Origin of the sequence: Arthrobacter pascens (assembly GCF_030816475.1) — a bacterium.
Lineage (GTDB): Bacteria > Actinomycetota > Actinomycetes > Actinomycetales > Micrococcaceae > Arthrobacter > Arthrobacter pascens_B.
Genome location: NZ_JAUSXF010000001.1, coordinates 3,486,364 through 3,510,944, shown reverse-complemented (window position 1 = coordinate 3,510,944; position 24,581 = coordinate 3,486,364). Strand labels below are relative to the sequence as shown.

Here is a 24,581-nt window from a genome sequence, read left to right as displayed (position 1 = left end):
CAGTTGATTTGGGAGGCAGAGCGTGAAAAGCCAGGATGAGACGCTGGAGGAATGGTGCAGGTCGTTACTTCAGGCTTATGAGCTCGAAGACGTCCAGCTGGACGTCAACGCGATCCTCGCACTCGCCGGCGTGGCTGCCCACGCCGTAGTCCGGCCGGCCGCGCCCTTGACGACATTCATCGCAGGTTTCGCAGCCGGACTGGCCTCCGGATCGGGGCAGGCCACAGATGCCGCCTCCATGGCCGCCGCGATGGACGTGGCGCGCGCCCTTGCCTCCGAGTACGATGCTGAAGCCGCCGGGGCTCCCGGCGAATGACAGCAGACCCCGGCGACGCACCGGATCATCCGGAAACCGAGCAAACTCCGGCAAGGCATTTGGCCCACACCTGGGAGGAAGCCCGGACCGTCGCCTTTGAGGCCGCCACTCCCATCCCGGCCGGGAGGGTTCCTTTGCAGCATGCGTTGGGGAGGATCCTGGCTGAAGACATCACTGCCCTGCAGGATATGCCGCACTACGCGTCCTCGGCGATGGACGGCTGGGCGGTCAACGGCAGCGGCCCCTGGATCCTGGCGGAGGCAGGACACCGGCTGGCGCCCCATGAGGCAAGCCCCATTGTGACGGGCGGCCTGATCCCGCCCGGGGCCAAGGCAGTGCTCCGCAGCGAAAATGCCGTGCTGGGCACCGACGACGACGGACTGCCGGTGCTCATGACCGGCGGCACCGCCAGGCCGGGTGAGCCGCGGAACGGCCAGCACATCCGCAAGGCGGCTGAGGAGGCCAGCCAAGGGGAAGTGCTGGTGAAGGTCGGGATACGCCTTAATCCGGCGCACCTGGCACTTGCGGCGCTGGCAGGCCACGATGCGCTGCTGGTGCAGGGAAAGCCCCTGGTGAAACTCCTTCTCACGGGTTCCGAGGTGGTTTCCAAGGGACTGCCGGAGCCGGGAAAGGTGCGGGACACTTTCAGTCACCAGCTGCCGGCGGTGGTGGAGATGCTTGGCGGCATTATGGGCGGACAGGAAAAGATTGGCGACTCCTATGAGGAGTGGCTGAACGGCCTGGAAGACGTCGCCCTGGCTTCCGGCGCGCCGGAGCCGGAAGGCGCGGGAGTCCCGGTGCCAGCTGTCCTGCCTGCCGACGTCGTCATCACCACAGGCGGCACTGGCCGCTCCGGAACAGACCACCTGCGCCAGGCAGTGGCCGAACTGGGCGGGCGGCTCATCATCGACGGGGTAGCCATGCGGCCAGGCCACCCCGTTGTCCTGGCCGAACTTCCGGACGGACGATTTGTCCTGGGACTGCCGGGAAACCCGTTGGCTGCCATGATGGCGCTTTCCACGGTCGGCGAGCCCTTGCTGGCGGCTTTGGGACACGGAAAGATGCCTCCTGTGCAGGAGGTCCCGTCCGGAACCACCATCGAGCCCGATCCCGGCCGGACACGGCTGATGCCCTTCCGCCTGCTCTACGGCATGGCGTCACCGGCCCAGCACACTGGACCGGGCATGATGCGGGGGCTGGCATCCGCCGACGGCGTGATGATTGTTCCGCCCCACGGCGTGCAGCTGGGTGAGCCCGTGCCGGCGTTCGCGCTGCCCTGGGGCCCGCCCGTCCCGGTCCCGGAGGCGGCCGGCGCGAGGGCCAAAGCCAAGGCCGCATCCAGAACCGCGGCACGCACGGACGCCAAGTCGGCGGGAAAGCCCGCGGCCCCGGCCGGCCCGGTCGACTGGAGCGCCCTGCTGGGCTGAGCCGGCGCCGCTGGCATACCCGCCTGAGGCTTGCAATGATGGAGAGATGAACAGGAATACCGGCCAGGCCTGCACGTCCCGGAGTGCTCCTGCAGCCTTAGCGCCCAGGGTGGCGGATACCGTATGGGCCGCGTAACCCAGCGCCGCAAGGTGCACAAGTACGTCCTTGACGGTTCTCCTAACGCATTGGAGTTCCCGGTGCGGCACCGTGAGGACGTACTGGCTGTTGAGGAACCGCTGGAAATCCGGCTCGGCACCCTCTCTTTTTCCGTGACCATGCGCACTCCCGGCGACGATTTTGACCTCGTGGCCGGCTTCCTGGTGTCCGAGGGGATCGTCTGGGAACCGGAGCAGCTGGTATCACTGCGGTTCTGCGCCGGGGAGGACGAAAACGGCGTCCAGACGTTCAACGTGGTGGAGGCCCAGCTGCGTCCGGATGTCCGGCTCCCGGAAACCGGCCGGAATGTTTACACCTCCAGTTCCTGCGGCATCTGCGGCACGGATTCCATCGACGCCGTCCGTAAGTCATCCCACTACAGTCCCGCTGCGGACCCCGTCACCGTGCGCGCCGACGTACTGGCATCGTTGCCGGAACGCCTCCGTGCTGCGCAGGCAGTTTTCGACGTCACCGGGGGAGTGCACGCCGCCGGCCTGTTCAGGATTAGTGACGACGGCGGCGTGGAGCTTTTGTGCCTCCGCGAGGACGTTGGACGCCATAATGCCGTGGACAAAGTGGTGGGCTGGGCTCTGCGTGAACGGCTCCTTCCGCTCTCCGGACTGGTGCTGCAAGTATCGGGCCGTGCGTCATTCGAGCTGGTACAGAAGGCAGCCCTTGCCGGCATCCCGGTCCTGGCGGCTGTCAGCGCACCCTCCAGCCTTGCCGTGGAACTGGCCGAAGCCAGCGGGATAACACTGGCCGGATTCAGCCGGGGCACCAGCCTGAACATCTACGCCGGGCAGCGCAGGATCACTCTCCCCTCCGCAGCCTCCGTTCCCGTCAGGCTTCAGGGCTAGAACCATGCACCGGGGCCCGGCACGTTGTCGCGATGCTTGGTTATTGGTCTAGGGAACGGTAGATTTTATCCATCGAATGGAAACGATGATCCACTTTCAGGTACTTCCGTTTCAAGCATTAAAGAGGGCTTATTTTGCATGACGACCGCCGGATCACGGAAGTCCGCCTGGACCGCTTCGTGCGCGAGCGGATCACTCCCGCCGTGTACTCACGCAGCGTTCCGCTCAGCCTGAGCAGCTGGGATGCGCCGGATGAACCCGTGACCGTCCTCGAGGCACTGCGGCACGATTTCGTGCAGCAGGAGCACGGGGCTGCCTGGGGAAAGCCTTGGGGCACCAAATGGCTGCGGCTGCGGGGCGACGTTCCGGAAACCTGGGGCACGGAACCGGATACGGCTGTGGAAATCGTGGTTGACCTTGGGTTCACTACCGAGGTACCGGGCTTTCAGTGCGAGGGCATTGCCTGGCGTCCGGACGGGACCATTATCAAGGCCATATCGCCACGGAACCAGTACATCCCGCTCAAGCTCCTGGGCAGCGGAATGTCTGTGGATTTCTATGTCGAAGCGGCGGCGAACCCTGACGTTGCGCAGGGCTGGACTTTCGCCGCGATGCCATACGGGGACAAGGCCACGGCGGGAACGGCACCGCAGTACAGGCTCGGCGCCATCGCCATCGCAGAACTGAACCAGTCTGTGTGGGAACTCCAGCAGGACATCTGGTCCCTCGCAGGGCTGATGCACGAACTCCCCACCGAGCAGCCGCGGCGCCATGAGATCCTCCGCGCACTGGAACGCATGATGGACGTCATGGATCCGGACAACATCGCCGGGACCGCTGCCGCCGGACGTGAAGTGCTGGCTGAAGTGCTGTCCAGGCCCGCGTATGCCTCGGCACACCAGCTGGTGGCCACGGGCCATGCGCACATCGATTCTGCATGGCTCTGGCCGGTGCGCGAAACTATCCGTAAATGTGCCAGGACGTTCTCCAATGTGGTGGCGCTGATGGACGAGAACCCCGGCTTTGTCTTCTCCTGTTCGTCCGCCCAGCAGCTTGCCTGGGTGAAGGAGTACTACCCCGAGCTTTTCGCCCGCATCCGGGAAAAGGTCAAGGCCGGCCAGTTTATCCCCGTCGGCGGCATGTGGGTCGAATCCGACACCAACATGCCCGGTGGCGAAGCAATGGCCCGCCAGTTCCTGGAAGGCAAGAGTTTCTTCCTTGAGGAGTTCGGCGTGGAGTGCCGCGAGGCCTGGCTTCCGGACTCGTTCGGCTACTCCGCGGCCCTGCCCCAGATCGTCAAGTCCGCCGGCAGCCGCTGGTTCCTCACCCAGAAGATCTCCTGGAACCAGATCAACAGGATGCCGCACCACACCTTCATCTGGGAAGGCATCGACGGCACCCGGCTGTTCACGCACTTCCCGCCCGTGGACAGTTACAATTCCGAGCTGAGCGCGCGCGACCTGGCGCATGCAGAACGCAATTACCGTGACCACGGGCGCGGCAACACCTCACTGGTGCCGTTCGGCTATGGCGACGGCGGCGGCGGCCCCACCCGTGAAATGCTGGCAGCCGCCCGCCGCGCCGCTGACCTGGAAGGCTCTCCGAGGGTTCGGATCGGCTCCGCGGAAAGCTTCTTCACCCAAGCCGAGGAAGAGTACAAGGCACCCCCGGTCTGGGTGGGGGAGATGTACCTGGAACTCCACCGCGGCACCTACACCAGCCAGGCCCAGACAAAGCGCGGCAACCGACGCAGCGAACACCTCCTCCGGGAAGCCGAATTGTGGTGCGCAACGGCGGCTATCCGCAGCGGCGGATCCTTTACCTACCCGGCCGCCGAGCTCAAACGCCTCTGGCGGCTGGTCCTGATGCAGCAGTTCCACGACATCCTGCCGGGCAGTTCCATCGCGTGGGTCCACCAGGATGCCGAACGGAACTATGCCGCCATCGGCGGCGGCCTCGAAGGCATCATCAGCCAGGCTGCTGCCTCGATCCTTGGTGCAGGCCAGCGCGAGTTCCTGCTCAACGCCGCTCCGCATGCACGTCATGGCGTTCCCGCCCTCGCCGCCGGCGAACCGGTCGTCGCAATCCAACCCGTCGAGGCAACGGAAGCGGCCGGCGGATATGTGCTGGACAACGGCATCATCAGGGCCGTCCTGGACGCCGACGGACTCATCACATCCCTGACGGACTACGCCAGCGGGCGGGAAGCCATCGCACCGGGCCAGCGCGGCAACCTGCTGGAGCTGTACCGGGATACTCCGAACGAGTGGGACGCCTGGGACATCGACGAGTTCTACCGCCGCAATGTCACGCCTCTCAGTGAGGCCCGGTCCATCCGGCTCGTACGCGACTCCGGGACTGCCGTTGTGGTCGTGGAGCGGCTGGCAGGATCCTCGAACATCACCCAGCGGATTGCTCTCGAAGCCGGTGGAAGCTCCCTGACGATCACCACCGCCGTCGACTGGCAGGAACGCGAGAAGCTCCTCAAACTGGGCTTCGCCCTGGATGTCCGGGCGGACCGGTCCGCCTCCGAGACGCAGTTCGGCCATGTTTTCCGTCCCACCCATGTCAACACGTCGTGGGAGGCCGCGAAGTTCGAGATCTGCGCGCACCGCTGGATCCATGTGGCCGAGCCCGGTTACGGTGTCGCTGTTTCGAATTCGTCCACCTACGGACATGACGTCACCCGGAGCATCCGGGAGGACGACGGCGGGACCACCACTACCGTGCGGCTTTCGCTCTTGCGCGCACCCAAATTTCCCGACCCCGCCGCCGACCGCGGGCACCACGAGCTGACCGTGACCATACGCCCCGGTGCCGGCATTGCCGAGGCCGTCGAGGAGGGCTACCGCACTAACCTGGCCCCCCGCGTCGTCCGGGGCGCCGCGCCCGTGGCGCCGCTGTTCAGCGTGGACAATCCGGCGCTGGTCATCGAAGCGGTCAAGCTGGCAGAGGACGGTTCGGGCGATGCCATTGTCAGGCTTTACGAGTCCTGGGGCCAGCGGTCTGCCGGGGTGCTCTCAGCTAACTTCCCGGTCAAGGGCATCCAGGCCACGGATCTGTTGGAACGTCCCGGCGAGGCTCCCGGTGTGGCGGCGGGAGAAGACGGCACTGTGGAACTTTCCCTGCGTCCTTTCCAGCTGGTGACCCTGAGGTTCCGCCGGTAGGGATTCCTCGCAAGCAAAAAGAGGAATGCCTGACGAATGGAAAAACCCCTTTAAAGGGGCTGAGTGGGGGCGGTCCCCAACGGCCGCCACCACTCATCCCCCCAAAATGTGCAAAGAACCATGAAGCGCAACGTCCAAGAATTTACCCCGTTCGTAAACGCCCTGCGCCTGCCGCCTTCACACATTCATGATTGTTTCATATTCTAATGATTTTGTGAATCAGTAAGTGGTTACTCGGCGGTAGCATAGGTGATTTTCCTGGGAACATTACGGCCGTACCTGATCCTGGCCGCCCAGATCAACGCCAGTCCGATCACAAAGCACAGCACAGCTGTGTAGTTGACAATGAACTTGGCCGTACCCCACTGTGGCGGCCACAACGGGAACAGCAGTGTCAGGGCAATAGCCACGGCACCTGCACCGAGCAGGAAGGCAGCCATCCGCACGAGCGCCGGCAGGGCGCTTCGGACTGCCCGCACCATGGCGGGAAGCAGGACAAGGGACACGAAGGTGGGATAGGCGCGCCCGGCAGCACCGTACAACTCCACCAGCAGCCCGTTCCGGGCATCTTTCAGCGCCACCCCGTTCAGCCCCGACGAGGAACCGGCCGTGTCCATCATGAGGAACAGCACCACCACGGCCATGGAGATCAAGGCCAGGACCGCCCTGCCCGCCCATCCTGTAATCAGCCGATGGCCATCCTCGGCGTCGAATCCCTTCGTCACCCGGATGCCGACAAAATAGATCGCCGCGAAAATGACAAAGCGGAGGATGAGGTTGGTCAGGTTGATCCCGCCCAGTGCCTTGTCGATGGCAACGTACGGTGCCTCAATGCTCAGCAGGATGGCCACAGTCAGCAGCGCGAAAATGTAGAAGACCGTTCTGTTCTCTCCCCGCAGGGCGCTCGGAACCCGGGCTCCGGCTACCACCGCGCAGGTGGCCAGGGTGGACCACTGAAGAATTTCGATCATCCCAGGTTCTCCCAGATTTTGTCTGTCTTTTCTTGGTCCTGTTCCTGGCGCCGGAGTGCTTTGCCCAGGGCCAGCAGCCTGTCTCCCGCGAGCGTCGTCAGCTCGCCGTCAGACAGGCTGTCCAGCGCGGCCTGCCGCGCATCCGGAGGCCAGCCGGCCTCCTCCTCCGTAATCAGCCCGCTGGCCACCAGGCCGCCCACAGGCCCGACGCCGGCCGCAAGGGAAGTTGCGACGGCCAATTCGGGGGCCAGCCGGTTCGCTGTCAGCTGCGCCGAATAGTTCTGCGGCGCTATTCCCGTGGCCGCCGACACGCGGTGCCTCAGCTCGCCGTCGTCGATTGCCTCCACCCAGTTCTTTACGGAGGTGGCATGCGGCGTCGGGCTCAGCGTGGGCCGTCCGGCGGACGGCTGGCCCGCGGGATCCAGAGCGGGCCGTGCCAGCACTGCGCGCAGGAGATCGGGCGTGGAGACCTGGCTGACGAGTTCGGCTCTGCTGGGAGGACGTGGCGGGTCGCCTAATGCCCGGAAAGTATCGAAAACCGCCAGCGCATCCACGGGGTTGATGTTGAAGGCTCTGCTGATGCTCACCACGGTGGTCCCCGAGATCTTGCCGCGGACCATTTGCTGGGCCAGGGTGGTCCGCTTGATCCCGGAAATCCGGCAGACATCAGCAGTGCTGGTGTCAGGCGCAATGCCTTGCAGCCAGCGCTGGAACGCCTTGGCGGGGATGGGCATGGAGGGCTCTCTGCAGGACGGATGTCTGCCTTGATTTTAGCCTGCCGTGCCGCGGGTGATTTTGCGCCCGGCGGGCGCTCGACTATGCTTGATGGTCGAGCCCGTTGGTCCGCACACCCCCCAAGTCCGGACCAGCGGGTTCTTTTATGCCTCCCGTGCGGGGGCGGGAGAATGGACCAATGACTGCAACCCTTGTTGCCAAAGACCTTTCCGGTGGCCATGACCATCGCACGCTCTTCTCAAAGCTCTCGCTGACGGTTGCGCCCGGCGATGTCGTGGGCGTGGTGGGTGCGAACGGTGCCGGCAAATCCACGCTGCTGCGGCTTCTGTCCGGTGTTGACCAACCGCAGGAAGGAAGCGTCAGCCTTGCCCCGGCAGATGCCTTTGTGGGCTGGCTTCCCCAGGAACACGAACGCGTGGCTGGCGAGACGGTGGCCGGGTACATTGCCCGCCGGACCGGCTGCCTGCAGGCCACGGCCGAGATGGAATCCACGGCTGAGGCGCTGGGTTCCGGCGCTCCCGGCGCTGACGACACCTATTCCCACGCCTTTGACCGGTGGATGGCCTCCGGAGCCGCGGACCTCGACGAGCGCATTCCGGCAGTACTCGCCGACCTTGGCCTGGACACGGGGGCCGACGCTCCCATGACCGGGCTGTCCGGTGGCCAGGCCGCCCGCGTGGCCCTGGCCGCGCTGCTGCTGAGCCGCTTCGACGTCGTCCTGCTGGATGAGCCCACGAATGACCTGGACCTGGCCGGACTCGCCAAACTTGAAGCCTTTGTCCAGGGACTTCGTGGCGGCGTCGTGCTGGTATCCCATGACCGGGAGTTCCTGGCCCGCTGCGTCACCACCATCGTGGAACTGGACCTGGCCCAGAATTCGGTGGCAGTGTACGACGGCGGCTACGAGGCGTTCCTGGAGGAACGCGCCGTGGCCCGGCGGCATGCGCGGGAACGGTTCGAGGAGTTTGCCTCCACGAAGGCTGACCTGGTTTCCCGCGCACGGACGCAGCGAGAGTGGAGCTCCCAGGGTGTCCGGAACGCCATGAAGAAAAGCCCCGACAACGACAAAATCCGCCGCGCCGCCAGCACCGAGTCCTCCGAGAAGCAGGCGCAAAAAGTCCGGCAAATGGAATCCCGGATTGCCCGGCTGGACGTGGTGGAGGAACCACGGAAGGAATGGCAGCTGCAGTTCACCATCGGCCAGGCACCCCGGTCCAGCGCTGTTGTGGCCACGCTGCGGGACGCCGTCGTTCATCAGGGCGACTTTACACTGGGCCCCGTCAACCTCCAGCTGAATGCGGGGGAACGGATCGGCATCACCGGGCCCAACGGCGCCGGCAAGTCCACACTGTTGCGCCTGCTGCTGGGCGTCCAGACCCCCGACTCGGGTAACGCCGCCATGGGCGCATCGGTGGCCGTCGGCGAAATCGACCAGGCGCGCGGACTGCTGGCAGGGCACCTGAAACTGGCCGACGCCGTCGAAGCCGTGCTCACGGACCTGACCCCGGCGGAGGTCAGGACTCTGCTGGCGAAGTTCGGGCTGAAGGCGGACCACACAGCCAGGCCCGTCGATTCCCTATCGCCGGGGGAGCGGACAAGGGCAGCACTGGCCCTGCTGCAGGCCCGCGGCGTGAACCTGCTGGTCCTCGATGAGCCCACCAACCACCTCGATCTGCAGGCCATTGAGCAGCTGGAAGAGGCCCTGGGAAGTTATGAGGGCGCTTTGCTGTTAGTTACCCATGACCGCAGGCTGCTGGAGAACGTCCGGCTGGATGTGCGGTGGAATGTGGAAGACGGGACGGTTACTGAACTGATGACAGGCACTAGGGAGCAACTCCGATGAGCATGGAAGGGGTGGCCTGGAACTCCCTGTACAAGATCACCCGGGCCAAGAGCGGCTCCAAGCCGTTCTCCAAGGAAACCCTGAAGCGGGTCCTCGGATTCGCCCGCCCGCACCGGGGAAAACTGCTTGCCTTTGTGGCGCTGTCCATTGTTATGGCCTTCCTTGCTGTGGCCACACCGGTCCTGGCAGGGCAGGTGGTCAACGCGATCGTGGCCAAGTCCGGTGCCGATGAAGTGATCAGGCTGGCCACCCTCATTGCCGTCGTCGCTGTCGCCGAGGCCGGGCTGGGGCTGGTGAGCCGTTGGCTGTCCTCCACCATCGGTGAAGGCGTCATCGTTGACCTCCGCACCAGGGTCTTTGACCACGTGCAGAAAATGCCTATCGCGTTCTTCACCCGGACCCGCACCGGAGCCCTGGTCAGCCGGCTGAACAACGATGTCATCGGTGCCCAGTCGGCTTTCGCCGGCACGCTGTCCGGCGTGGTCAGCAACGTGGTGGCCCTGATCCTGACATTGATTGTCATGATGGGCACGTCCTGGCAGGTGACCGTCCTGGCGATGATCCTCCTGCCGGTCTTCCTCATCCCTGCCCGGCGGATGGGGTCCAAGCTGGCCGACCTGCGGCGCGAAGCAGCGGAGAACAACGCCGCCATGGGCACCCAGATGACGGAGCGGTTTTCCGCCCCCGGGGCCACGCTGGTCAAGCTCTTTGGCCGGCCGGACGAGGAATCGCGGGAATTCGCCCTCCGGGCCGGCCGGGTCCGGGACATCGGCATCCGCACGGCCATGCTGCAGTTCACGTTCGTGACCGCCCTGACCCTGGTGTCTGCGCTCGCACTGGCACTCGTTTACGGGCTCGGCGGCTGGCTCGCCATCGCCGGCCAGCTCGCAGCGGGTGACGTCGTGGTGCTGGCACTGCTGCTCACCCGGCTCTATGCGCCGCTTACCGCGTTGTCCAACGCCCGGGTGGAGATCATGAGCGCCCTGGTCAGTTTTGAGCGCGTCTTTGAAATCCTGGACCTCGAGCCGCTGATCAAGGAGAAGCCAGGCGCCGTGGCCGTGCCTCCAGGCCCGGTATCCGTGGAGTTCGACGACGTCCGCTTCGCCTACCCTGCAGCGGACAAAGTGTCACTCGCCTCGCTGGAGGAAGTTTCCACCCTTGACACGCGCGGCGGCGAGGAAGTCCTGCACGGCATCAGCTTCAGGGTCGAACCGGGCCAGACCGTGGCGCTCGTTGGCTCCTCGGGAGCAGGCAAGTCCACCATCGCGCAACTGCTCTCCCGGCTCTACGACGTCGATTCCGGCGCCGTCCGGCTCAGTGGAACAATGCCGGGGACCGGCTTGGACGTCCGGGACGTGACCTTTGACTCGCTGCGTGACACGCTCGGCATGGTCACCCAGGACGGCCATCTCTTCCACGAAACCATCGCCTCCAACCTCCGCCTGGCCCGGCCCGAAGCCACCGAGGATGACATGTGGGACGTCATTCGGCAGGCCAGGCTGGAGACCATGATCCGCTCCCTGCCTGACGGCCTGGAGACAGTGGTGGGGGAGCGCGGCTACCGGCTCTCGGGTGGCGAACGCCAGCGCCTCACCATCGCCCGGCTGCTGATCTCGCAGCCCCGGGTGGTGATCCTGGACGAGGCAACGGCCGCGCTGGACTCCACGAACGAAGCCGCCGTGCAGGCGGCGCTGGGTGCCGCGCTCGAGGGGCGCACCGCCGTCGTGATTGCCCATCGGCTATCCACCATCCGTGCCGCAGACGTCATCCTGGTGGTGGAGGACGGCCGGATCGTGGAGCGTGGAACGCACACCGAACTGCTGGTAGCCGACGGCCGCTATGCGGAGCTGTACCGCACGCAGTTTGCGGAGGCCACAGCCGTGGTCGAGGAAGCCGTACCCGAGTTCTAGGGTCGTTCAACCGCCGCCAGCTCCGGGAGGATGTGCTCCGTGAGCAGCGGGGCAAGGTCCGCCGGAAGTTCGCCGGCGAGGTCCAGCCAGCGGATCTCGGCGATCTCGGCTGACGGACGTGCGGTCCAGGTCCCGGGCGCCCTGAACACTGTAGCCTCGATGTCCGTGGCGGCCTCGTTCGCGGCGGCGGCGATCCAGACGCCCATCAGCTCGAGTTCGCCCGGCTCAACAACAATGCCGACTTCCTCGGCGAGTTCCCGTGCCGCCGTCTGCACGGCGGTTTCCCCGGGCTCGGGTTTTCCGCCCGGATGCATGAACATTCCGGTGCCGCGCTTGCGGACGGTCAGGAGCCGGCCGCCGGCATCGAAGACACAGACGGCGGAGACCACGATTCGGGCGTTCACGCTTCCGAGCCTATCCGCTCAAGCCGTGACGTCAGTAAAAGATCTTTGCCGGGACCGCGCACGTCCCATACGTAGCTGAACCGGTCCGGGCCATCAAAGCTGTAGGTGACACGGTACGTGTCCGGATCGCACCAGTGGCTGTCCAGGTTGGCCTCGGGGCTGAAGCTCATCCGGTGGAAGGGCCGTCCGTCGGCAAAAAACACGTCCAGGGCATCTGCGCGGCCGGCGGGCTTCAGCAGATATTCGCGGGAGGCGGGACCGGCGAAGGAGGGCCAGCGTACGGTGCCTTCCTCGCGGAAGGCCAGGCCGCCGTCGTCGTCCGCTACAGAGAAACGCGCGACGCCGGAAAAGGCTCCTTGGGTGCCTGCCGCCCGGTCCAGGAGCTGGCGCTGCACTGTCCAGCGCCCTGCTTCCGCCGGGGCGGTGGCGATACCGAGCAGGTAGGCGCGGAGGTCAAACTCCGGGTCAGGATGATTCAAGTGCCCTCGATTGGAATCGAACCAACGACACCGGCTTTAGGAGAGCCGTGCTCTATCCACTGAGCTACGAGGGCGCGCATCCGGTGTTCCGGCAGGGCCGGTCCGTCCGGACACGGATACAAGCATACAAGGTGGGAGCCCGTACTACGCTCTTGGCATGAGCACAGCCCCGACTTCCGCTCCCGCGGTTGCCTTTATTCCGGACACCGCCTCCGCCCGTCAATACGTCGGCGCGTGGTCAGTCCTGAGTGTTCTGCAGTATTTCGCCGCGGAAGCGGCAGTGATAGGGGCCTGGGCCGGGCCCCGGCCGTACGACCGCCGGACGGGCTATATCAGCGATCTTGGCGCCCTTCAGTGCGGGATCTATGACGGCCGGGATGTCTGTTCTCCCCTGCACTTGCTCATGAATGCCTCGTTCGTGGTGCAGGGGCTGGGGATGCTCCTGGGCGCTCTGCTCCTGGGCTCCGGGTTGCTCTGTGTCGCCGCGAGGCCGGGTGCCGTCATCCATCCAAGGCGTCACAGGAAACACCGTCTTGCCGCACTCTGGGTCCGGCTGCTTACCGGAACCGCCGGAGCCGGCACCATACTGGTGGGCCTGGTGCCTGAAGATGCCGGCTCCACCTGGCACTACACCGGCGCTCTGATGTACTTCATTGCCGGCGCAGCGGCGGTGCTGCTGCTCGGGATCCTGTGGCTGAACCAGAGCCCGCTGGGGTGGTTCATCCTGGTGTGCGGGCTGGCGTCGCTCGCCGCACTGGTGACCGGCGGCCTGACACAGATGCACGTCCCGGAGCCCGGCACGCTCGAACGGCTGATGGGCTACCCGGTCACATTGGGCGTGGCAACGTCAGGCCTGGTTATCGCCCAGCGGGTCCACCGGCACCGCAAGCACTTGCGGGCTATGGCGACTTTGGCTGCGTAGCGGAGTCCGCGCCCTGCGGCCGCCTCTGAAGGGGCGTCTTGGCGCCCAGGAAGAAGACCGCAGCCCCGGCCAGCAGGCTGAGAACCAGCAGCGCCCACCCCGCAACGGTGAGGCCGGACGCCAACGCGACCTGGCCGGCGTCGGGCGTTTCAGAAGCCAGGACTGAATCGACGGCAACATTGCCCCACAACCGGACCACCACGAACAGCAGCGGGACCGCCCAGAGGCCCCACCGGAGCTGCTTCCGGGTGACGTTGGTGCCGATCAGCAGCAGCCACGTGAATCCGAAGATGAGCGGGAACAGGGTGCCGGCCGTCTTGTGCACGTAATTGAGCTGGCCGCGGGCGGCGTCGTCCATGACGCCGTGCAGCTGGCCGATGTAAGCGGTGTCGAAGCCGCCCGGCAGGGAGTCGGGCATGGCCAGCCCGCCGGTGAGCTGGGTGAGCTGGTTCAGCGTCAGCAGGTGGACGTACCAGAAGAGGAACAGGCTGGCCACGACTCCGGCGATGAGGATCAGGTTGCCGTTGTTCTGCGCATTCCGGGTGGCATTCTGCGGAGAGCGCGTGGCGGTGGGATTGATCACCGGCGGAAGGTGGTGCTGCGGAACAGCCGCCCTGTCGCCATGCTTCTTGATCCGCTGCGCTGGGGTTTTGGCCATGGCACCATTATCGCGCCCCATAAACTGAAGCCATGACCATTGGCAGGCACAGCGCTGTTGAACTCGACCCCGCATTGGACGACTACCAGCTGGCGTCCGCGCTGGTGCGTGAGGCAGGCCAGCTGGCACTGCTCATGCGGATGGCGGGCCTGCAGTCGCAGCAGAAAACCTCGGTCTCGGACATCGTGACGGCGGCGGACCACGCCGCGGAGGCGTATGTGCTGGAGCAGCTGCAGCGCTGCCGCCCTGAAGACGGGATCCTCGGCGAAGAGGGCGCCTCGGTCCAGGGGAGCAGCGGCAGGACCTGGGTCATCGATCCGGTGGACGGCACGTACAACTTCCTGCATGGCTCGACTTATTGGTGCTCGGCCATTGCGCTCAAGGATTCCTCCGATGTGCTGCTGGGAGCGATCTTCCAGCCTGAGGAGGACAAACTCTGGCTGGGCGGCGGATCCCGGCCGGCGACACTGAACGGGCAGGCACTCGCCGTCTTCCATGACAACGGCGGGGCACGAAACAGCACCGCGGTGGCGGAATTCGGGGCCGCCACCTATATCCACCCCAGCTGGCTGGCAGACCCGCTCTGCGCCATGCCCTGGCACGCGGCCGCAACGTCGGCGGCGGCGCTGAGGATGCTCGGTTCCGGCTCCTGCGACCTGGGCCGTGTTGCGGACGGGCAGCTGGGCTGCTGGTTCCAGCACAGCTGCCCGGAGTGGGACTGGCTTCCCGGCAAGGCTATTGTCCGCGCTGCCGGCGGCGCCACGGACACCGTCCGGGTCAACGGCCTGGAGTGGTTCATGGCAGGAGGCACGACGGCGGTCCGGGAGTTGCGTGCCGCCCTTGAGTCCGGCTCGGTCACCACGTAATCCACAGGCTGGAAGTGAGTGTCGGCCCCACCGCCTAGACTTGTAGGCACCATGGATATGTTGTTTGACCCGTACTCTGACGGACCGTTCAAGGCCACTCCCGCGGCCTCAGCCCTCACCAAGTCACGTGGCGAGGGCCTTGCTGCTGACGCCGGATATGGCGGCGGCGGCTCCGGGCGCGCCGCGGAAAAAGCCGTCGGCTGGGCAAGCGACCATCAGGCAGGCGAGCATCAGCCGGGCAATCATCAGCCGGACGCCCAGCGTGCCGAGGTAAACCGCCATGAAGGCCATCACAGGCCGAATGCTGCTGAACTGCTGCAGGGGCTCAACCCGCAGCAGGAAGAAGCCGTCAAGCATGCAGGCAGCGCACTGCTGATCGTTGCCGGCGCCGGTTCAGGAAAAACCAGAGTGCTCAGCAACAGGATCGCCTACCTTATCGCCACCCGCCGGGCGCATCACGGCGAGATCCTGGCTATCACGTTCACCAACAAGGCCGCCGCGGAAATGCGCGAGCGCATCGAAGCGCTGGTTGGCGGCCGCGCCAAGATCATGTGGATCTCCACTTTCCACTCCTCCTGCGTCCGCATCCTGCGCCAGGAAGCGGCCAACGTGGGCCTGAAATCGAACTTCTCCATCTATGACTCCGCAGACTCGCTGCGGCTGGTCACACAGGTGTCCAAGAGCCTGGACCTGGACCCCAAGAAGTTCGCCCCCAAAGCCATCCAGCACAAGATTTCCGCGCTCAAGAACGAACTCATTGACGCTGACTCCTTCGCCTCAGCCGCCAACTTCAGTGACCCCTTCGAAAGCGCCGTGGCGGACGTCTTCAAGGGCTACACCCAGCGGTTGCGGCAGGCCAACGCCATGGACTTCGACGACCTCATCGCCGAGACCGTCTACATGTTCCGGGCCTTCCCGGCCCTCGCGGATTCCTACCGCCGCCGGTTCCGCCACGTCCTGGTGGACGAGTATCAGGACACCAACCACGCCCAGTACGCGCTGGTGCGCGAAATCGTGGGCGAAGGCCCCGGTGCGTCCGAGCTCACCGTTGTGGGCGACTCGGACCAATCCATCTACGCCTTCCGCGGGGCGGACATCCGCAACATCGTGGAATTCGAGAACGACTATCCGGAAGCCCGCACCATCAAGCTGGAGCAGAATTACCGTTCCACCCAAAACATCCTCACCGCAGCCAACTCCGTGATCTCCCGCAACCCGAACCGTCCCGAGAAGCGGCTGTGGACCGCCGAAGGCGAGGGCCACAAGATCATCGGCTACGTGGGTGAAAACGAGCACGACGAAGCCCAGTTCATCGCCAAGGAAATCGACCGGCTCCAGGACGAGGACAACCTCCGCCCCGGGGACGTCGCCATCTTCTACCGCACCAACGCCCAGTCCCGCTCCATCGAGGACGTGCTGGTCCGGGTGGGCCTGCCGTACAAAGTGGTGGGCGGCACCCGCTTCTACGAACGCAAGGAAATCAAGGACGCGCTGGCCTACCTGCGGGTCCTGGTCAATCCGGACGACGACGTCAACCTCCGCCGCGTGCTCAACGAACCTAAGCGCGGCATCGGTGACCGCGCCGAGGGCGCCGTGGCGGCGCTGGCCCAGCGGGAGCGGATGTCATTCATGGCCGCGGCCCGGCGCGCCGAAGAAGCACCGGGCATGGCCACCCGCTCCGTCAATGCAGTCCTGGGGTTCGTCAAACTCCTCGACGACCTCGCCGAAGTCGCCTCCGGCTCCGGCGCGGCCGCTGCCCTTGAAGCCGTCCTGGAACAGACCGGGTACCTCGCAGGGCTGCGTTCCAGCACTGATCCACAGGACGAGTCCCGCGTGGAGAACCTGGCTGAACTGGTCGCCGTCGTGCGTGAATATGAACAGGAGAACCCCGAAGGCTCACTTGGCGCGTTCCTGGAGCAGGTGTCCCTCGTGGCCGACGCCGACCAGATTCCAGATGCCCCCGGGGCTGATATCGATGCGGCAGTCGCCGAGGCCAAGCGGCTGGGCGTGGTCACGCTGATGACCCTCCACACCGCCAAGGGACTGGAATTCCCTGTCGTGTTCCTGACCGGCATGGAACACGGGCTCTTCCCGCACCAGCGCTCCGCCACGGACCCGAAGGAACTCGCTGAGGAACGCCGGCTAGCCTACGTGGGCCTGACCCGTGCCCGCAAGCGGCTTTACGTTACCCGCTCCGAGGTCCGCAACATGTGGGGCCAGAGCCAGTACAACCCTGCCAGCCAGTTCCTCGAAGAGATTCCCTCCGAACTGGTGGAATGGAAACGCGAAGGCACCAGCCGGCAGTCCGGAGGCTGGGGGAGCGGCGCGTCCATCGGCTCAAGCAGGTATGGCGGTTCCTTCTGGGGTGCAGGCACAGCCAGGGGCGCGGGTGCGGATTCCAGTGCCGGTTTCAACGCCGATGTCCCGGCCGCCATTGCGAAGAACCGCGTCCAGCCGCAGAAGGAAGTGCTTGCCGTCAGCGTGGGGGACAAAGTCAACCACACGAGCTTCGGCAACGGCACAGTGCTCGCCTTGGAAGGTGCCGGGGACAAGACCGTCGCCAAGGTGAAGTTCGACGTCGGGGAGAAGCGGCTCCTGCTGCGCTACGCTCCGCTGACCAAACTGGACGCATAGCAGCCCAAAAAATCGACACACGGCAGAATCCACGAACACCGCCGTGGCCGGGTGCCGCGGGTGGCCGCCTTGTCGGCGATAACCCTTGCCGGTGACGTTCCCGCCGGACTATGGTTCAGTGACCCTTTCCCTGCAGGCCGGGGGACCATGCGGGACACGTCGGAGCGGAACCATGAAGATCCTGTTCGCCAGCCAGGCCGTCGACGGCCACTTCAACCCGATGACCGCCGTTGCGGTACGGCTCCGGGAACGCGGCCATGACGTTGCCTGGTACACGGGCCCCGTCTTTACCCGGAAGCTCCAGGACCTCGGCATCCAGCACTTTCCCTTCCGCCGGGCCATCGAGCACCGGGCGGACAACCTGAACGAGCTCTACCCTGAACGGGCCAAACTCAAGGGCCCGCGGGCTATAGGCTTCGACGGCGAAAAGGTCTTTGCCAGTAACGTCAGCAACTTTTTTGAGGACATCCGCGAATTGCACCAGGACTTTCCCTTCGACGTCGCGGTGGCGGACAGTTCCATGTTCATTCACAGATTGGTATCCCATCTGATGGGCAAACCCCTGGTGAACTTCGTGGCGATTCCGAACATGGAAAGTGATCCATTGGTGCCGCCGCTGTTTTTTGGATTCAAACCACCCCGGAACCCTGCGGAAAAGGTTCTGCAAGCTGCCGCGGGGCTGCTGTCGGACAAGGTCATTCTCAGGCCCGCCAACCAGAGTTACCGGCGCCAGCACGCGACATACGGGCAGGAGGTACCCCGCGCAGGTCGGCTGACTGACGAGCCCTACCGCTGCTCCGAAGCCATCATTCAGACAGGCCCCGAGTCGTTTGACTTTCCCCGGCGGAACGTGAACCCGAAGGTGCATTACGTCGGGGCCCTGCTGCCCTACCGCGCCCCTCACCCAGCCGATCAGGAAGCAGACGGCGACGACGGGTGGCCGGCCTATCCCACCACCCTGCTGGTGACGCAGGGAACGGTGGACAACGAGGACCAGAACAAGCTCATCGTCCCCGCACTTGAGGCGGTAAAGGATATGGAAGCGCTGGTGATCGTGGCAACGGGCGGCCGTGGCACGGAAGAACTCAAGGCTCGCTACCCCCAGCCCAACATCATCGTGAGGGACTACGTCGATTTCGCCAAGGTCTTGGAGTTCACCGACGTATTCATCAGCAACGGAGGTTTTGGCGGCGTACAACTCAGCCTGTCCAAGGGCGTTCCCCTGGTGGTCTCCGGCGTCAATGAGGGCAAAAGCGACGTCAACGCGAGGGTGGAATACGCCGGCGTGGGCATCAACCTCAGGACAGAGTCACCCAAACCGGCCGACATCGCGAACGCAGTCAAAGACGTCCTGGCGGATCCCGGCTGGAAAAACCGGGCCCGGCAGATGCGTGAGCAGTTCGATTCCCAGGATCCCGTCGAGGCGGCCGCTGACGTCGTCGAGAGTGCAGGGAGCGCCGCCGGCGGCTGACGCCACCGCGAATGGCGCATAATGGAGCCCATGCGACGGACTGAACTGGGGATCCTGGCCGCCCTCTTCCTGCTGGCTGGGACGGCCTGCAGCATCACAGTAGTGGACCCCGGCTACGTGCCGCCGCCGCCATTGGCCCCGCTGGATCAGCTGGAACAGGCCGCCCTGGTGGATGCCGCGGGCTATTCCGCCGGCGAGGGTGTCTTGTCCTTCATCACGACAGACCACAATGTGGTCTGCTCCCTGACATCAGCACGCGGTGAGCACATCAACCTTCCGTACGAGGCGAACAGCTTCAGCGACCCGGTCAACAACAAGCTCGCCACCGTTCCCGTGGCGCACTGTGAACTCGCCGCGTACGCCAAACCTGCATCGGGCGATATCAAGGATGACTGCGCAGGCACCGGCCTTGGTTACTTGGGTGGAACAGCGCTGCTGAGCCCGGACATGGCCAGCTACGGGGAATGCCGTTCCGGTGTCACGCAGATGGAAGCCGCCTACGGACCGAACGGAACCAAAAGCGGACCCCTCACCCAGTTGCTGGTGCTGCCGGAAGGCCGGAACATCGAACGGAACGGCCTGCGCTGTGGGGCGTATAACGGCGGGGTGGCATGCGGAAACGTCTCTGCCGGCGTCGCGTTTTTTGTCGCACGGGACCGCTACGAACTTATTTCCAAGGCCACGGACAAGCCCTCACCGGCACCGGCCGCACTACCAAAAACCCCGTAATTCCGCGGCTTTTCTACGCTAGATAGAATAGTGTCATTACTCACATAAGCTGTACTCTGGGACGGGCCGGTCCCCAGAAAGGACTAGAGTTCCGAAAGGAGCATTGCGCCGTGTGGCTCGTTTCCAACAGTTGCAGGCGCTTGCAATCCGCAGCCCGGTCATCGTCTTCGATGGTGTCCGACTGGACAGAAACTACTTCGACGTAGAAGGACACTAAACCGTGGACCTGTTTGAATACCAGGCGCGCGATATGTTCGAGGCGCACGGTGTACCCGTGCTTGCTGGCATCGTGGCGTACACCCCAGAAGAAGCAAAGGCAGCAGCCGAGAAGATCGGCGGCGTAACTGTCGTCAAGGCCCAGGTTAAGGCCGGTGGCCGCGGTAAGGCCGGCGGCGTGAAGGTTGCCAAGACTGCCGATGAGGCACTTGCGCACTCCACCAACATCCTGGGCATGGATATCAAGGGCCACACCGTCAACAAGGTGATGATTGCCCAGGGCGCCGACATCGCCGAGGAATACTACTTCTCCGTCCTGCTGGACCGGGCCAACCGCAACTACCTGGCCATGTGCTCGGTTGAAGGCGGCATGGAAATCGAACAGCTCGCCGTCGAACGCCCGGAAGCGCTGGCCAAGATCGCCATTGACCCGGCCGTTGGAATCGATCAGGCGAAGGCGGACGAAATCGTCGCCGCCGCAGGCTTCGCTGAGGAACTGCGCGGCAAGGTCGCCGCCGTGATCCTCAAGCTCTGGGACGTCTTCAAGAAGGAAGACGCCACCCTGGTTGAGGTCAACCCGCTGGTCAAGACCGGCGCGGGCGAGATCGTGGCACTGGACGGCAAGGTCTCCCTGGACGAGAACGCTGACTTCCGCCACCCCAAGCACGCACACCTTGAAGACAAGGACGCTGCTGACCCCCTCGAAGCCAAGGCCAAGGCGCAGGACCTGAACTACGTCAAGCTGGACGGTGAAGTGGGCATCATCGGCAACGGTGCAGGCCTGGTCATGTCCACGCTGGATGTTGTTGCCTACGCCGGTGAAAACCACGGCAACGTCAAGCCCGCCAACTTCCTGGACATCGGCGGTGGAGCGTCCGCCGAGGTCATGGCTGCAGGACTGGACGTCATCCTGGGCGACGAGCAGGTCAAGTCCGTGTTCGTGAACGTCTTCGGTGGCATCACGGCGTGTGACGCCGTCGCCAAGGGCATTGTCGGTGCTCTGGCCGAGTTGGGCCACTCCGCCAACAAGCCGCTGGTAGTCCGCCTCGACGGCAACAACGTTGAGGAAGGCCGCCGCATCCTGGCCGAGGCCAACCACCCGCTGGTTACCCTGGCCGCCACCATGGACGAGGGCGCCGACAAGGCTGCCGAGCTCGCCAACGCAGCTAAGTAAAGGGACACACCATGTCTATCTATCTGAACAAGGACTCCAAGGTCATCGTCCAGGGCATCACCGGCGGCGAAGGCACCAAGCACACCGCCCTGATGCTGAAGGCCGGCACCAACATTGTTGGCGGCGTCAACGCGCGCAAGGCCGGCACCACCGTCCTGCACGGCGACAACGAAATCACCGTCTTCGGCACCGTCAAGGAAGCCATGGCTGAAACCGGCGCAGACGTCTCCATCGTCTTCGTTCCGCCGGCATTCACCAAGGACGCCGTGGTGGAAGCCATCGAGGCAGGCATCGGCCTGGTCGTCGTCATCACCGAAGGTGTTCCGGTCCAGGATTCTGCTGAATTCTGGGCGCTGGCCCAGTCCACGGTTGACGCCGACGGCAACCAGGTCACCCGCATCATCGGCCCGAACTGCCCCGGCATCATCACCCCGGGTGAAGCCCTGGTCGGCATCACCCCGGCCAACATCACGGGCAAGGGCCCCATCGGCCTGGTCTCGAAGTCAGGCACCCTGACCTACCAGATGATGTACGAACTGCGCGACCTCGGCTTCTCCACCGCCATCGGCATCGGCGGCGACCCCATCATCGGCACCACGCACATCGATGCCCTGGCTGCATTCGAGGCTGACCCCGAGACCAAGGCGATCGTGATGATCGGCGAAATCGGTGGCGACGCCGAAGAGCGCGCCGCTGACTTCATCAAGGCCAACGTCACCAAGCCGGTTGTCGGCTACGTTGCAGGCTTCACCGCTCCTGAAGGCAAGACCATGGGCCACGCCGGCGCCATCGTCTCCGGTTCCGCCGGAACCGCCCAGGCCAAGAAGGAAGCCCTCGAGGCTGCGGGCGTCAAGGTCGGCAAGACGCCGTCCGAGACCGCCAAGCTGCTGCGCGAAGTCTACGCAGCCCTCTAGGTTACAAAGCACCAAGAGCAACGCGGGGTCACTTTCCGCCCATTCCATACCATTGGATGGGCCGTAAGTGACCCCGCGTTGCTGTTTAAGGTACGACGTACTTTCAGGTCCTACACTTTGGCGCCGCTCAGGAGCTCATCCAGCCGCTCGTAGCCTTCGGTCATGCCGCCCTCCATGCCGGACTGTGCCATGCCCTCGCGGGCCTCCAGGCTGGGGTACACGGAGTGGCCCTTTAGGCGGGTGCGTCCGTTGCCGAGGTCCTCAAAGGTCATGAACTCCAGGCTGACGACATCCGGGTAGCCGCCGAACTCGAAGGTCTGGATGGCGAACTCGTTCTCGCGGACGGTGTGGAAGATGCCCTTGAACTCGTAGGGCTGTCCTTCGGGCCCGGTGTGCAGGTAGCTGTAGCTGCCGCCGGTTCGGAAATCGTAGTGGTCGATGTCCATCTTGTAGCCACGCGGGCCAAGCCACTGAACGATCAGGTCCGGTTCCTTGTGGGCACGGAAGACGTCCGAAACCGGAAATTCGAACTCGCGCTCGTAATCGATGAAGGGGACACCTTCCGGAACGCTGAGTTTCAAGGGATTGCTCATGATGGGTCCTTTTCCTGCCTGCCGCTTGCTGCAGCTCTGGATTGGAGCACGGAGTCGAGGCCGCGGAACTGCCCTTCGCGGACCAACCGGTATTGGTCGATCCATGCGGTGAGCGCCTCCAACCGTGCGGGGTTCAGGTGAACGGGCCGGCGCTGCGCGTCGCGGGTCCGCGTGACCAGCTGCGCCTGCTCGAGGACCTGGATGTGCTTTGAGACCGCCTGCTTGGTGATCGCAAAGGGTTCCGCGAGTTCGTTCACGGTGGCCGGACCCCTGCTCAGCCGGGCGATGATGCTGCGCCGCACCGGATCGGCCAGGGCCATAAAGGCCGAGTCCAGGGGTGCATCGTCCGAGCTCATAGTGGTCAGGCCCTTCACGTAATCAACTAATTCATTTATCAACCTTTTGGTTGTTTAAGCCTACGCCGAAGAGTTCGATTTTGGAAGGGCCAGTAAGAGTGACTTTCCACGATCACCCTTTCCTTGTTAGTATGTCAGGACAAACTATTTCCAAGGGAGCTGAGATGCCGCTTGTTCGTATTGATGTAAACCGGGGGCGCAGCCCGGAGGACCTGGGCCGCCTCAGTCGCGGGATCCATGATGCGATCCTGGCCGAATATGGGATACCCGAGCGTGACTACTTCCATGTCCTGACAGAACACACGCAGGGCCAGATCGTTGCCCAGGATGCAGGGCTGGGATTCGAGCGGACGCCTGATGTGATGATGATCCAGATCTTTACCCAAGCTGGCCGGACCCAAGAGGCGAAGCAGTCACTCTATGCAGCCATCGCGGAAAAGCTCCATGCTGTCGGGGTGGCCGGGGAGGACGTCTTCATTGGGTATGTGGAGAACGGTTCCGGTGACTGGTCATTTGGTTTCGGCCGCGCCCAGTACGTCACCGGCGAACTCCCCGTGCCCGGGAAGTAAGTCGGGGCAGGGCGGTTAATAGGCCGTCCGTCTCGTTGTAAATATGTCAGCACAAACCTTTGACAGGACATTGATTTTAGGGCAAAGTGGTGGTGTGTTCCCGCTCACGGGGGGCGCCAGATACGAAAGCTCCAGCCGTCACAGGTACCGAGTTGAATCCAGAAAGGTACGCGATCACAGTGGCCCACGAACTTCTTACGATCGGGCGCATCAGCGTTGATATCTACCCGAACGACATCGGCGTTGATCTGGAGGATGTCACGTCCTTTGGAAAATATCTCGGCGGTTCCCCCTCCAACGTGGCTGTCGCCGCAGCCAGGCATGGACGCCGCACAGCCGTCATCACCCGCACAGGCGACGATGCATTCGGTGTCTACCTTCACCGCGAGCTCCGCAAATTCAACGTGGATGATTCCTTTGTCACCCCTGTGAGGGAGTGGCCGACGGCGGTCACCTTCTGTGCGATCAAGCCGCCGGAGGATTTCCCCCTTTATTTCTACGGACGCTTCCCCACTGCCCCTGACCTGCAGATCAAAGCCGGGGAACTGGACCTTGACGCGGTCAGGGACGCTGGCATCTTCTGGTCCACTGTGACAGGGCTTTGCCAGGAGCCCAGCCGTGAAGCCCACATCCGGGCCCATGAAGCCCGTCCCCGTGCCGGACTGGCTGAAGGACAATACACCATCCTGGATCTGGACTACCGACCCATGTTCTGGTCGTCGGAGGCCGAAGCCAGGGCCGAGGTGGCCAAGGTTCTGCCCCACGTCACTGTCGCCATCGGCAATGACAGGGAGTGCGCGGTAGCCGTGGGGGAAGGTACCCCCGACGAACAGGCAGACAGGCTTCTGGCGGCCGGCGTGGAAATCGCCGTCGTCAAGCTGGGTCCCGAAGGCGTGATGGCCAAGACCCGCACCGAGCGCGTAGTCTCCGCCCCTGTTCCCGTCGAAACTGTCAACGGGCTGGGTGCCGGTGATTCGTTCGGCGGCGCATTCTGCCACGGGCTGCTTTCGGGCTGGCCGCTTGCCCAGGTCCTCGATTACGCCAATGCGGCCGGAGCTATTGTGGCCTCCCGCCTGTCCTGCGCCGACGCCATGCCGACGCCGGAAGAGGTCACCGCGCTGCTTAGCGAACGCGGCCGCTTGCTGCCGGGCCGGCCCGGCAATGAAAGCCTCGCCACCGAAGGAGCAGCACTGTGACTATTAATCTTGGCGCC

General features: G+C 64.6%; 22 protein-coding genes and 1 tRNA gene. 15 read left to right on the top strand and 8 right to left on the bottom strand.

Annotated features, from left to right (window positions below; all coding sequences use genetic code 11):
- Nucleotides 1-22 precede the first annotated feature (22 nt).
- From QFZ40_RS16050 to QFZ40_RS16035, 4 genes are all read left to right on the top strand, one after another.
- Nucleotides 23-316, top strand: a complete 294-nt coding sequence (locus QFZ40_RS16050; RefSeq protein WP_306905623.1) for a DUF6457 domain-containing protein — start codon at nucleotides 23-25, stop codon at nucleotides 314-316.
- On the top strand, nucleotides 313-1,743 hold the full coding sequence (locus QFZ40_RS16045; protein ID WP_306905621.1) for a molybdopterin molybdotransferase MoeA: 1,431 nt from the start codon (nucleotides 313-315) through the stop codon (nucleotides 1,741-1,743). Before QFZ40_RS16050 ends, QFZ40_RS16045 begins: the two co-directional genes overlap by 4 nt.
- 123 nt (nucleotides 1,744-1,866) lie before the next feature.
- Nucleotides 1,867-2,757: a formate dehydrogenase accessory sulfurtransferase FdhD gene (gene fdhD, locus QFZ40_RS16040; RefSeq protein WP_306905620.1), complete on the top strand. Its 891-nt coding sequence runs from the start codon at nucleotides 1,867-1,869 to the stop codon at nucleotides 2,755-2,757.
- A 134-nt stretch (nucleotides 2,758-2,891) separates the two neighbouring features.
- Nucleotides 2,892-5,924, top strand: coding sequence for an alpha-mannosidase (locus QFZ40_RS16035; RefSeq protein WP_306905619.1), 3,033 nt, complete (start codon nucleotides 2,892-2,894; stop codon nucleotides 5,922-5,924).
- 230 nt (nucleotides 5,925-6,154) lie between these two features.
- Here QFZ40_RS16035 and QFZ40_RS16030 read toward each other — a convergent pair whose 3' ends face one another.
- Together QFZ40_RS16030 and QFZ40_RS16025 are read right to left on the bottom strand one after the other, a co-directional pair.
- The gene (locus tag QFZ40_RS16030; protein ID WP_306905618.1) at nucleotides 6,155-6,895 is read right to left on the bottom strand and encodes a hypothetical protein; all 741 of its coding nucleotides are present in this window, start codon (nucleotides 6,893-6,895) and stop codon (nucleotides 6,155-6,157) included.
- Nucleotides 6,892-7,629 carry a hypothetical protein gene (locus tag QFZ40_RS16025; RefSeq protein ID WP_306905617.1) on the bottom strand — a complete coding sequence of 246 codons (738 nt, stop codon included), beginning with the start codon at nucleotides 7,627-7,629 and terminating at the stop codon, nucleotides 6,892-6,894. Before QFZ40_RS16025 ends, QFZ40_RS16030 begins: the two co-directional genes overlap by 4 nt.
- A gap of 179 nt (nucleotides 7,630-7,808) precedes the next feature.
- On the opposite strand from QFZ40_RS16025, the gene QFZ40_RS16020 reads away from it, so the two are divergent.
- Nucleotides 7,809-9,473, top strand: a complete 1,665-nt coding sequence (locus tag QFZ40_RS16020; RefSeq protein ID WP_306905616.1) for an ABC-F family ATP-binding cassette domain-containing protein — start codon at nucleotides 7,809-7,811, stop codon at nucleotides 9,471-9,473.
- A complete protein-coding gene (locus QFZ40_RS16015; protein WP_306905615.1) occupies nucleotides 9,470-11,383 on the top strand; it encodes an ABC transporter ATP-binding protein in 1,914 nt (637 codons plus the stop codon). Before QFZ40_RS16020 ends, QFZ40_RS16015 begins: the two co-directional genes overlap by 4 nt.
- Here the strand turns inward: QFZ40_RS16015 and QFZ40_RS16010 are convergent.
- From QFZ40_RS16010 to QFZ40_RS16000, 3 genes are all read right to left on the bottom strand, one after another.
- A complete protein-coding gene (locus QFZ40_RS16010; RefSeq protein WP_306905614.1) occupies nucleotides 11,380-11,787 on the bottom strand; it encodes an NUDIX hydrolase in 408 nt (135 codons plus the stop codon). The genes QFZ40_RS16015 and QFZ40_RS16010 overlap by 4 nt on opposite strands.
- Nucleotides 11,784-12,266, bottom strand: a complete 483-nt coding sequence (locus tag QFZ40_RS16005) for a DUF6314 family protein (protein WP_306905613.1) — start codon at nucleotides 12,264-12,266, stop codon at nucleotides 11,784-11,786. Before QFZ40_RS16005 ends, QFZ40_RS16010 begins: the two co-directional genes overlap by 4 nt.
- Nucleotide 12,267: 1 nt before the next feature.
- Nucleotides 12,268-12,340, bottom strand: a tRNA-Arg gene (locus QFZ40_RS16000).
- Nucleotides 12,341-12,423: 83 nt separating this feature from the next.
- On the opposite strand from QFZ40_RS16000, the gene QFZ40_RS15995 reads away from it, so the two are divergent.
- A complete protein-coding gene (locus QFZ40_RS15995; RefSeq protein WP_306905612.1) occupies nucleotides 12,424-13,188 on the top strand; it encodes a DUF998 domain-containing protein in 765 nt (254 codons plus the stop codon).
- On the opposite strand, the gene QFZ40_RS15990 is transcribed toward QFZ40_RS15995, so the two are convergent.
- Nucleotides 13,166-13,846, bottom strand: coding sequence for a hypothetical protein (locus QFZ40_RS15990; RefSeq protein WP_306905611.1), 681 nt, complete (start codon nucleotides 13,844-13,846; stop codon nucleotides 13,166-13,168). The two genes, QFZ40_RS15995 and QFZ40_RS15990, sit on opposite strands and share 23 nt — an antisense overlap.
- Nucleotides 13,847-13,878: 32 nt before the next feature.
- On the opposite strand from QFZ40_RS15990, the gene QFZ40_RS15985 reads away from it, so the two are divergent.
- The 6 genes from QFZ40_RS15985 to sucD all read left to right on the top strand — a co-directional run bounded on the left by QFZ40_RS15985 (nucleotide 13,879) and on the right by sucD (nucleotide 21,850).
- On the top strand, nucleotides 13,879-14,712 hold the full coding sequence (locus QFZ40_RS15985) for an inositol monophosphatase family protein (protein WP_306905610.1): 834 nt from the start codon (nucleotides 13,879-13,881) through the stop codon (nucleotides 14,710-14,712).
- 57 nt (nucleotides 14,713-14,769) lie between these two features.
- Nucleotides 14,770-17,346, top strand: a complete 2,577-nt coding sequence (gene pcrA / locus QFZ40_RS15980; protein ID WP_373427479.1) for a DNA helicase PcrA — start codon at nucleotides 14,770-14,772, stop codon at nucleotides 17,344-17,346.
- Between the two features lie 172 nt (nucleotides 17,347-17,518).
- Nucleotides 17,519-18,817 (top strand): glycosyltransferase, encoded by a 1,299-nt coding sequence (locus QFZ40_RS15975; protein WP_306905608.1) that lies wholly within the window; start codon nucleotides 17,519-17,521, stop codon nucleotides 18,815-18,817.
- A 21-nt stretch (nucleotides 18,818-18,838) separates the two neighbouring features.
- The gene (locus QFZ40_RS15970) at nucleotides 18,839-19,546 is read left to right on the top strand and encodes a hypothetical protein (protein ID WP_306905607.1); all 708 of its coding nucleotides are present in this window, start codon (nucleotides 18,839-18,841) and stop codon (nucleotides 19,544-19,546) included.
- 220 nt (nucleotides 19,547-19,766) lie between these two features.
- On the top strand, nucleotides 19,767-20,936 hold the full coding sequence (gene sucC / locus QFZ40_RS15965; protein WP_306905606.1) for an ADP-forming succinate--CoA ligase subunit beta: 1,170 nt from the start codon (nucleotides 19,767-19,769) through the stop codon (nucleotides 20,934-20,936).
- A gap of 11 nt (nucleotides 20,937-20,947) precedes the next feature.
- Nucleotides 20,948-21,850 carry a succinate--CoA ligase subunit alpha gene (sucD, locus tag QFZ40_RS15960; protein WP_306905605.1) on the top strand — a complete coding sequence of 301 codons (903 nt, stop codon included), beginning with the start codon at nucleotides 20,948-20,950 and terminating at the stop codon, nucleotides 21,848-21,850.
- A 110-nt stretch (nucleotides 21,851-21,960) separates the two neighbouring features.
- Here sucD and QFZ40_RS15955 read toward each other — a convergent pair whose 3' ends face one another.
- Both QFZ40_RS15955 and QFZ40_RS15950 read right to left on the bottom strand, forming a co-directional pair.
- The gene (locus QFZ40_RS15955) at nucleotides 21,961-22,443 is read right to left on the bottom strand and encodes an SRPBCC family protein (protein WP_306905604.1); all 483 of its coding nucleotides are present in this window, start codon (nucleotides 22,441-22,443) and stop codon (nucleotides 21,961-21,963) included.
- Nucleotides 22,440-22,799: an ArsR/SmtB family transcription factor gene (locus tag QFZ40_RS15950; protein ID WP_306905603.1), complete on the bottom strand. Its 360-nt coding sequence runs from the start codon at nucleotides 22,797-22,799 to the stop codon at nucleotides 22,440-22,442. The genes QFZ40_RS15955 and QFZ40_RS15950 overlap by 4 nt, the downstream gene beginning before the upstream one ends.
- 164 nt (nucleotides 22,800-22,963) lie before the next feature.
- On the opposite strand from QFZ40_RS15950, the gene QFZ40_RS15945 reads away from it, so the two are divergent.
- Together QFZ40_RS15945 and iolC are read left to right on the top strand one after the other, a co-directional pair.
- Nucleotides 22,964-23,368: a tautomerase family protein gene (locus QFZ40_RS15945; protein WP_306905602.1), complete on the top strand. Its 405-nt coding sequence runs from the start codon at nucleotides 22,964-22,966 to the stop codon at nucleotides 23,366-23,368.
- A gap of 179 nt (nucleotides 23,369-23,547) precedes the next feature.
- A complete protein-coding gene (iolC, locus tag QFZ40_RS15940; protein ID WP_306905600.1) occupies nucleotides 23,548-24,564 on the top strand; it encodes a 5-dehydro-2-deoxygluconokinase in 1,017 nt (338 codons plus the stop codon).
- Nucleotides 24,565-24,581 lie beyond the last annotated feature (17 nt).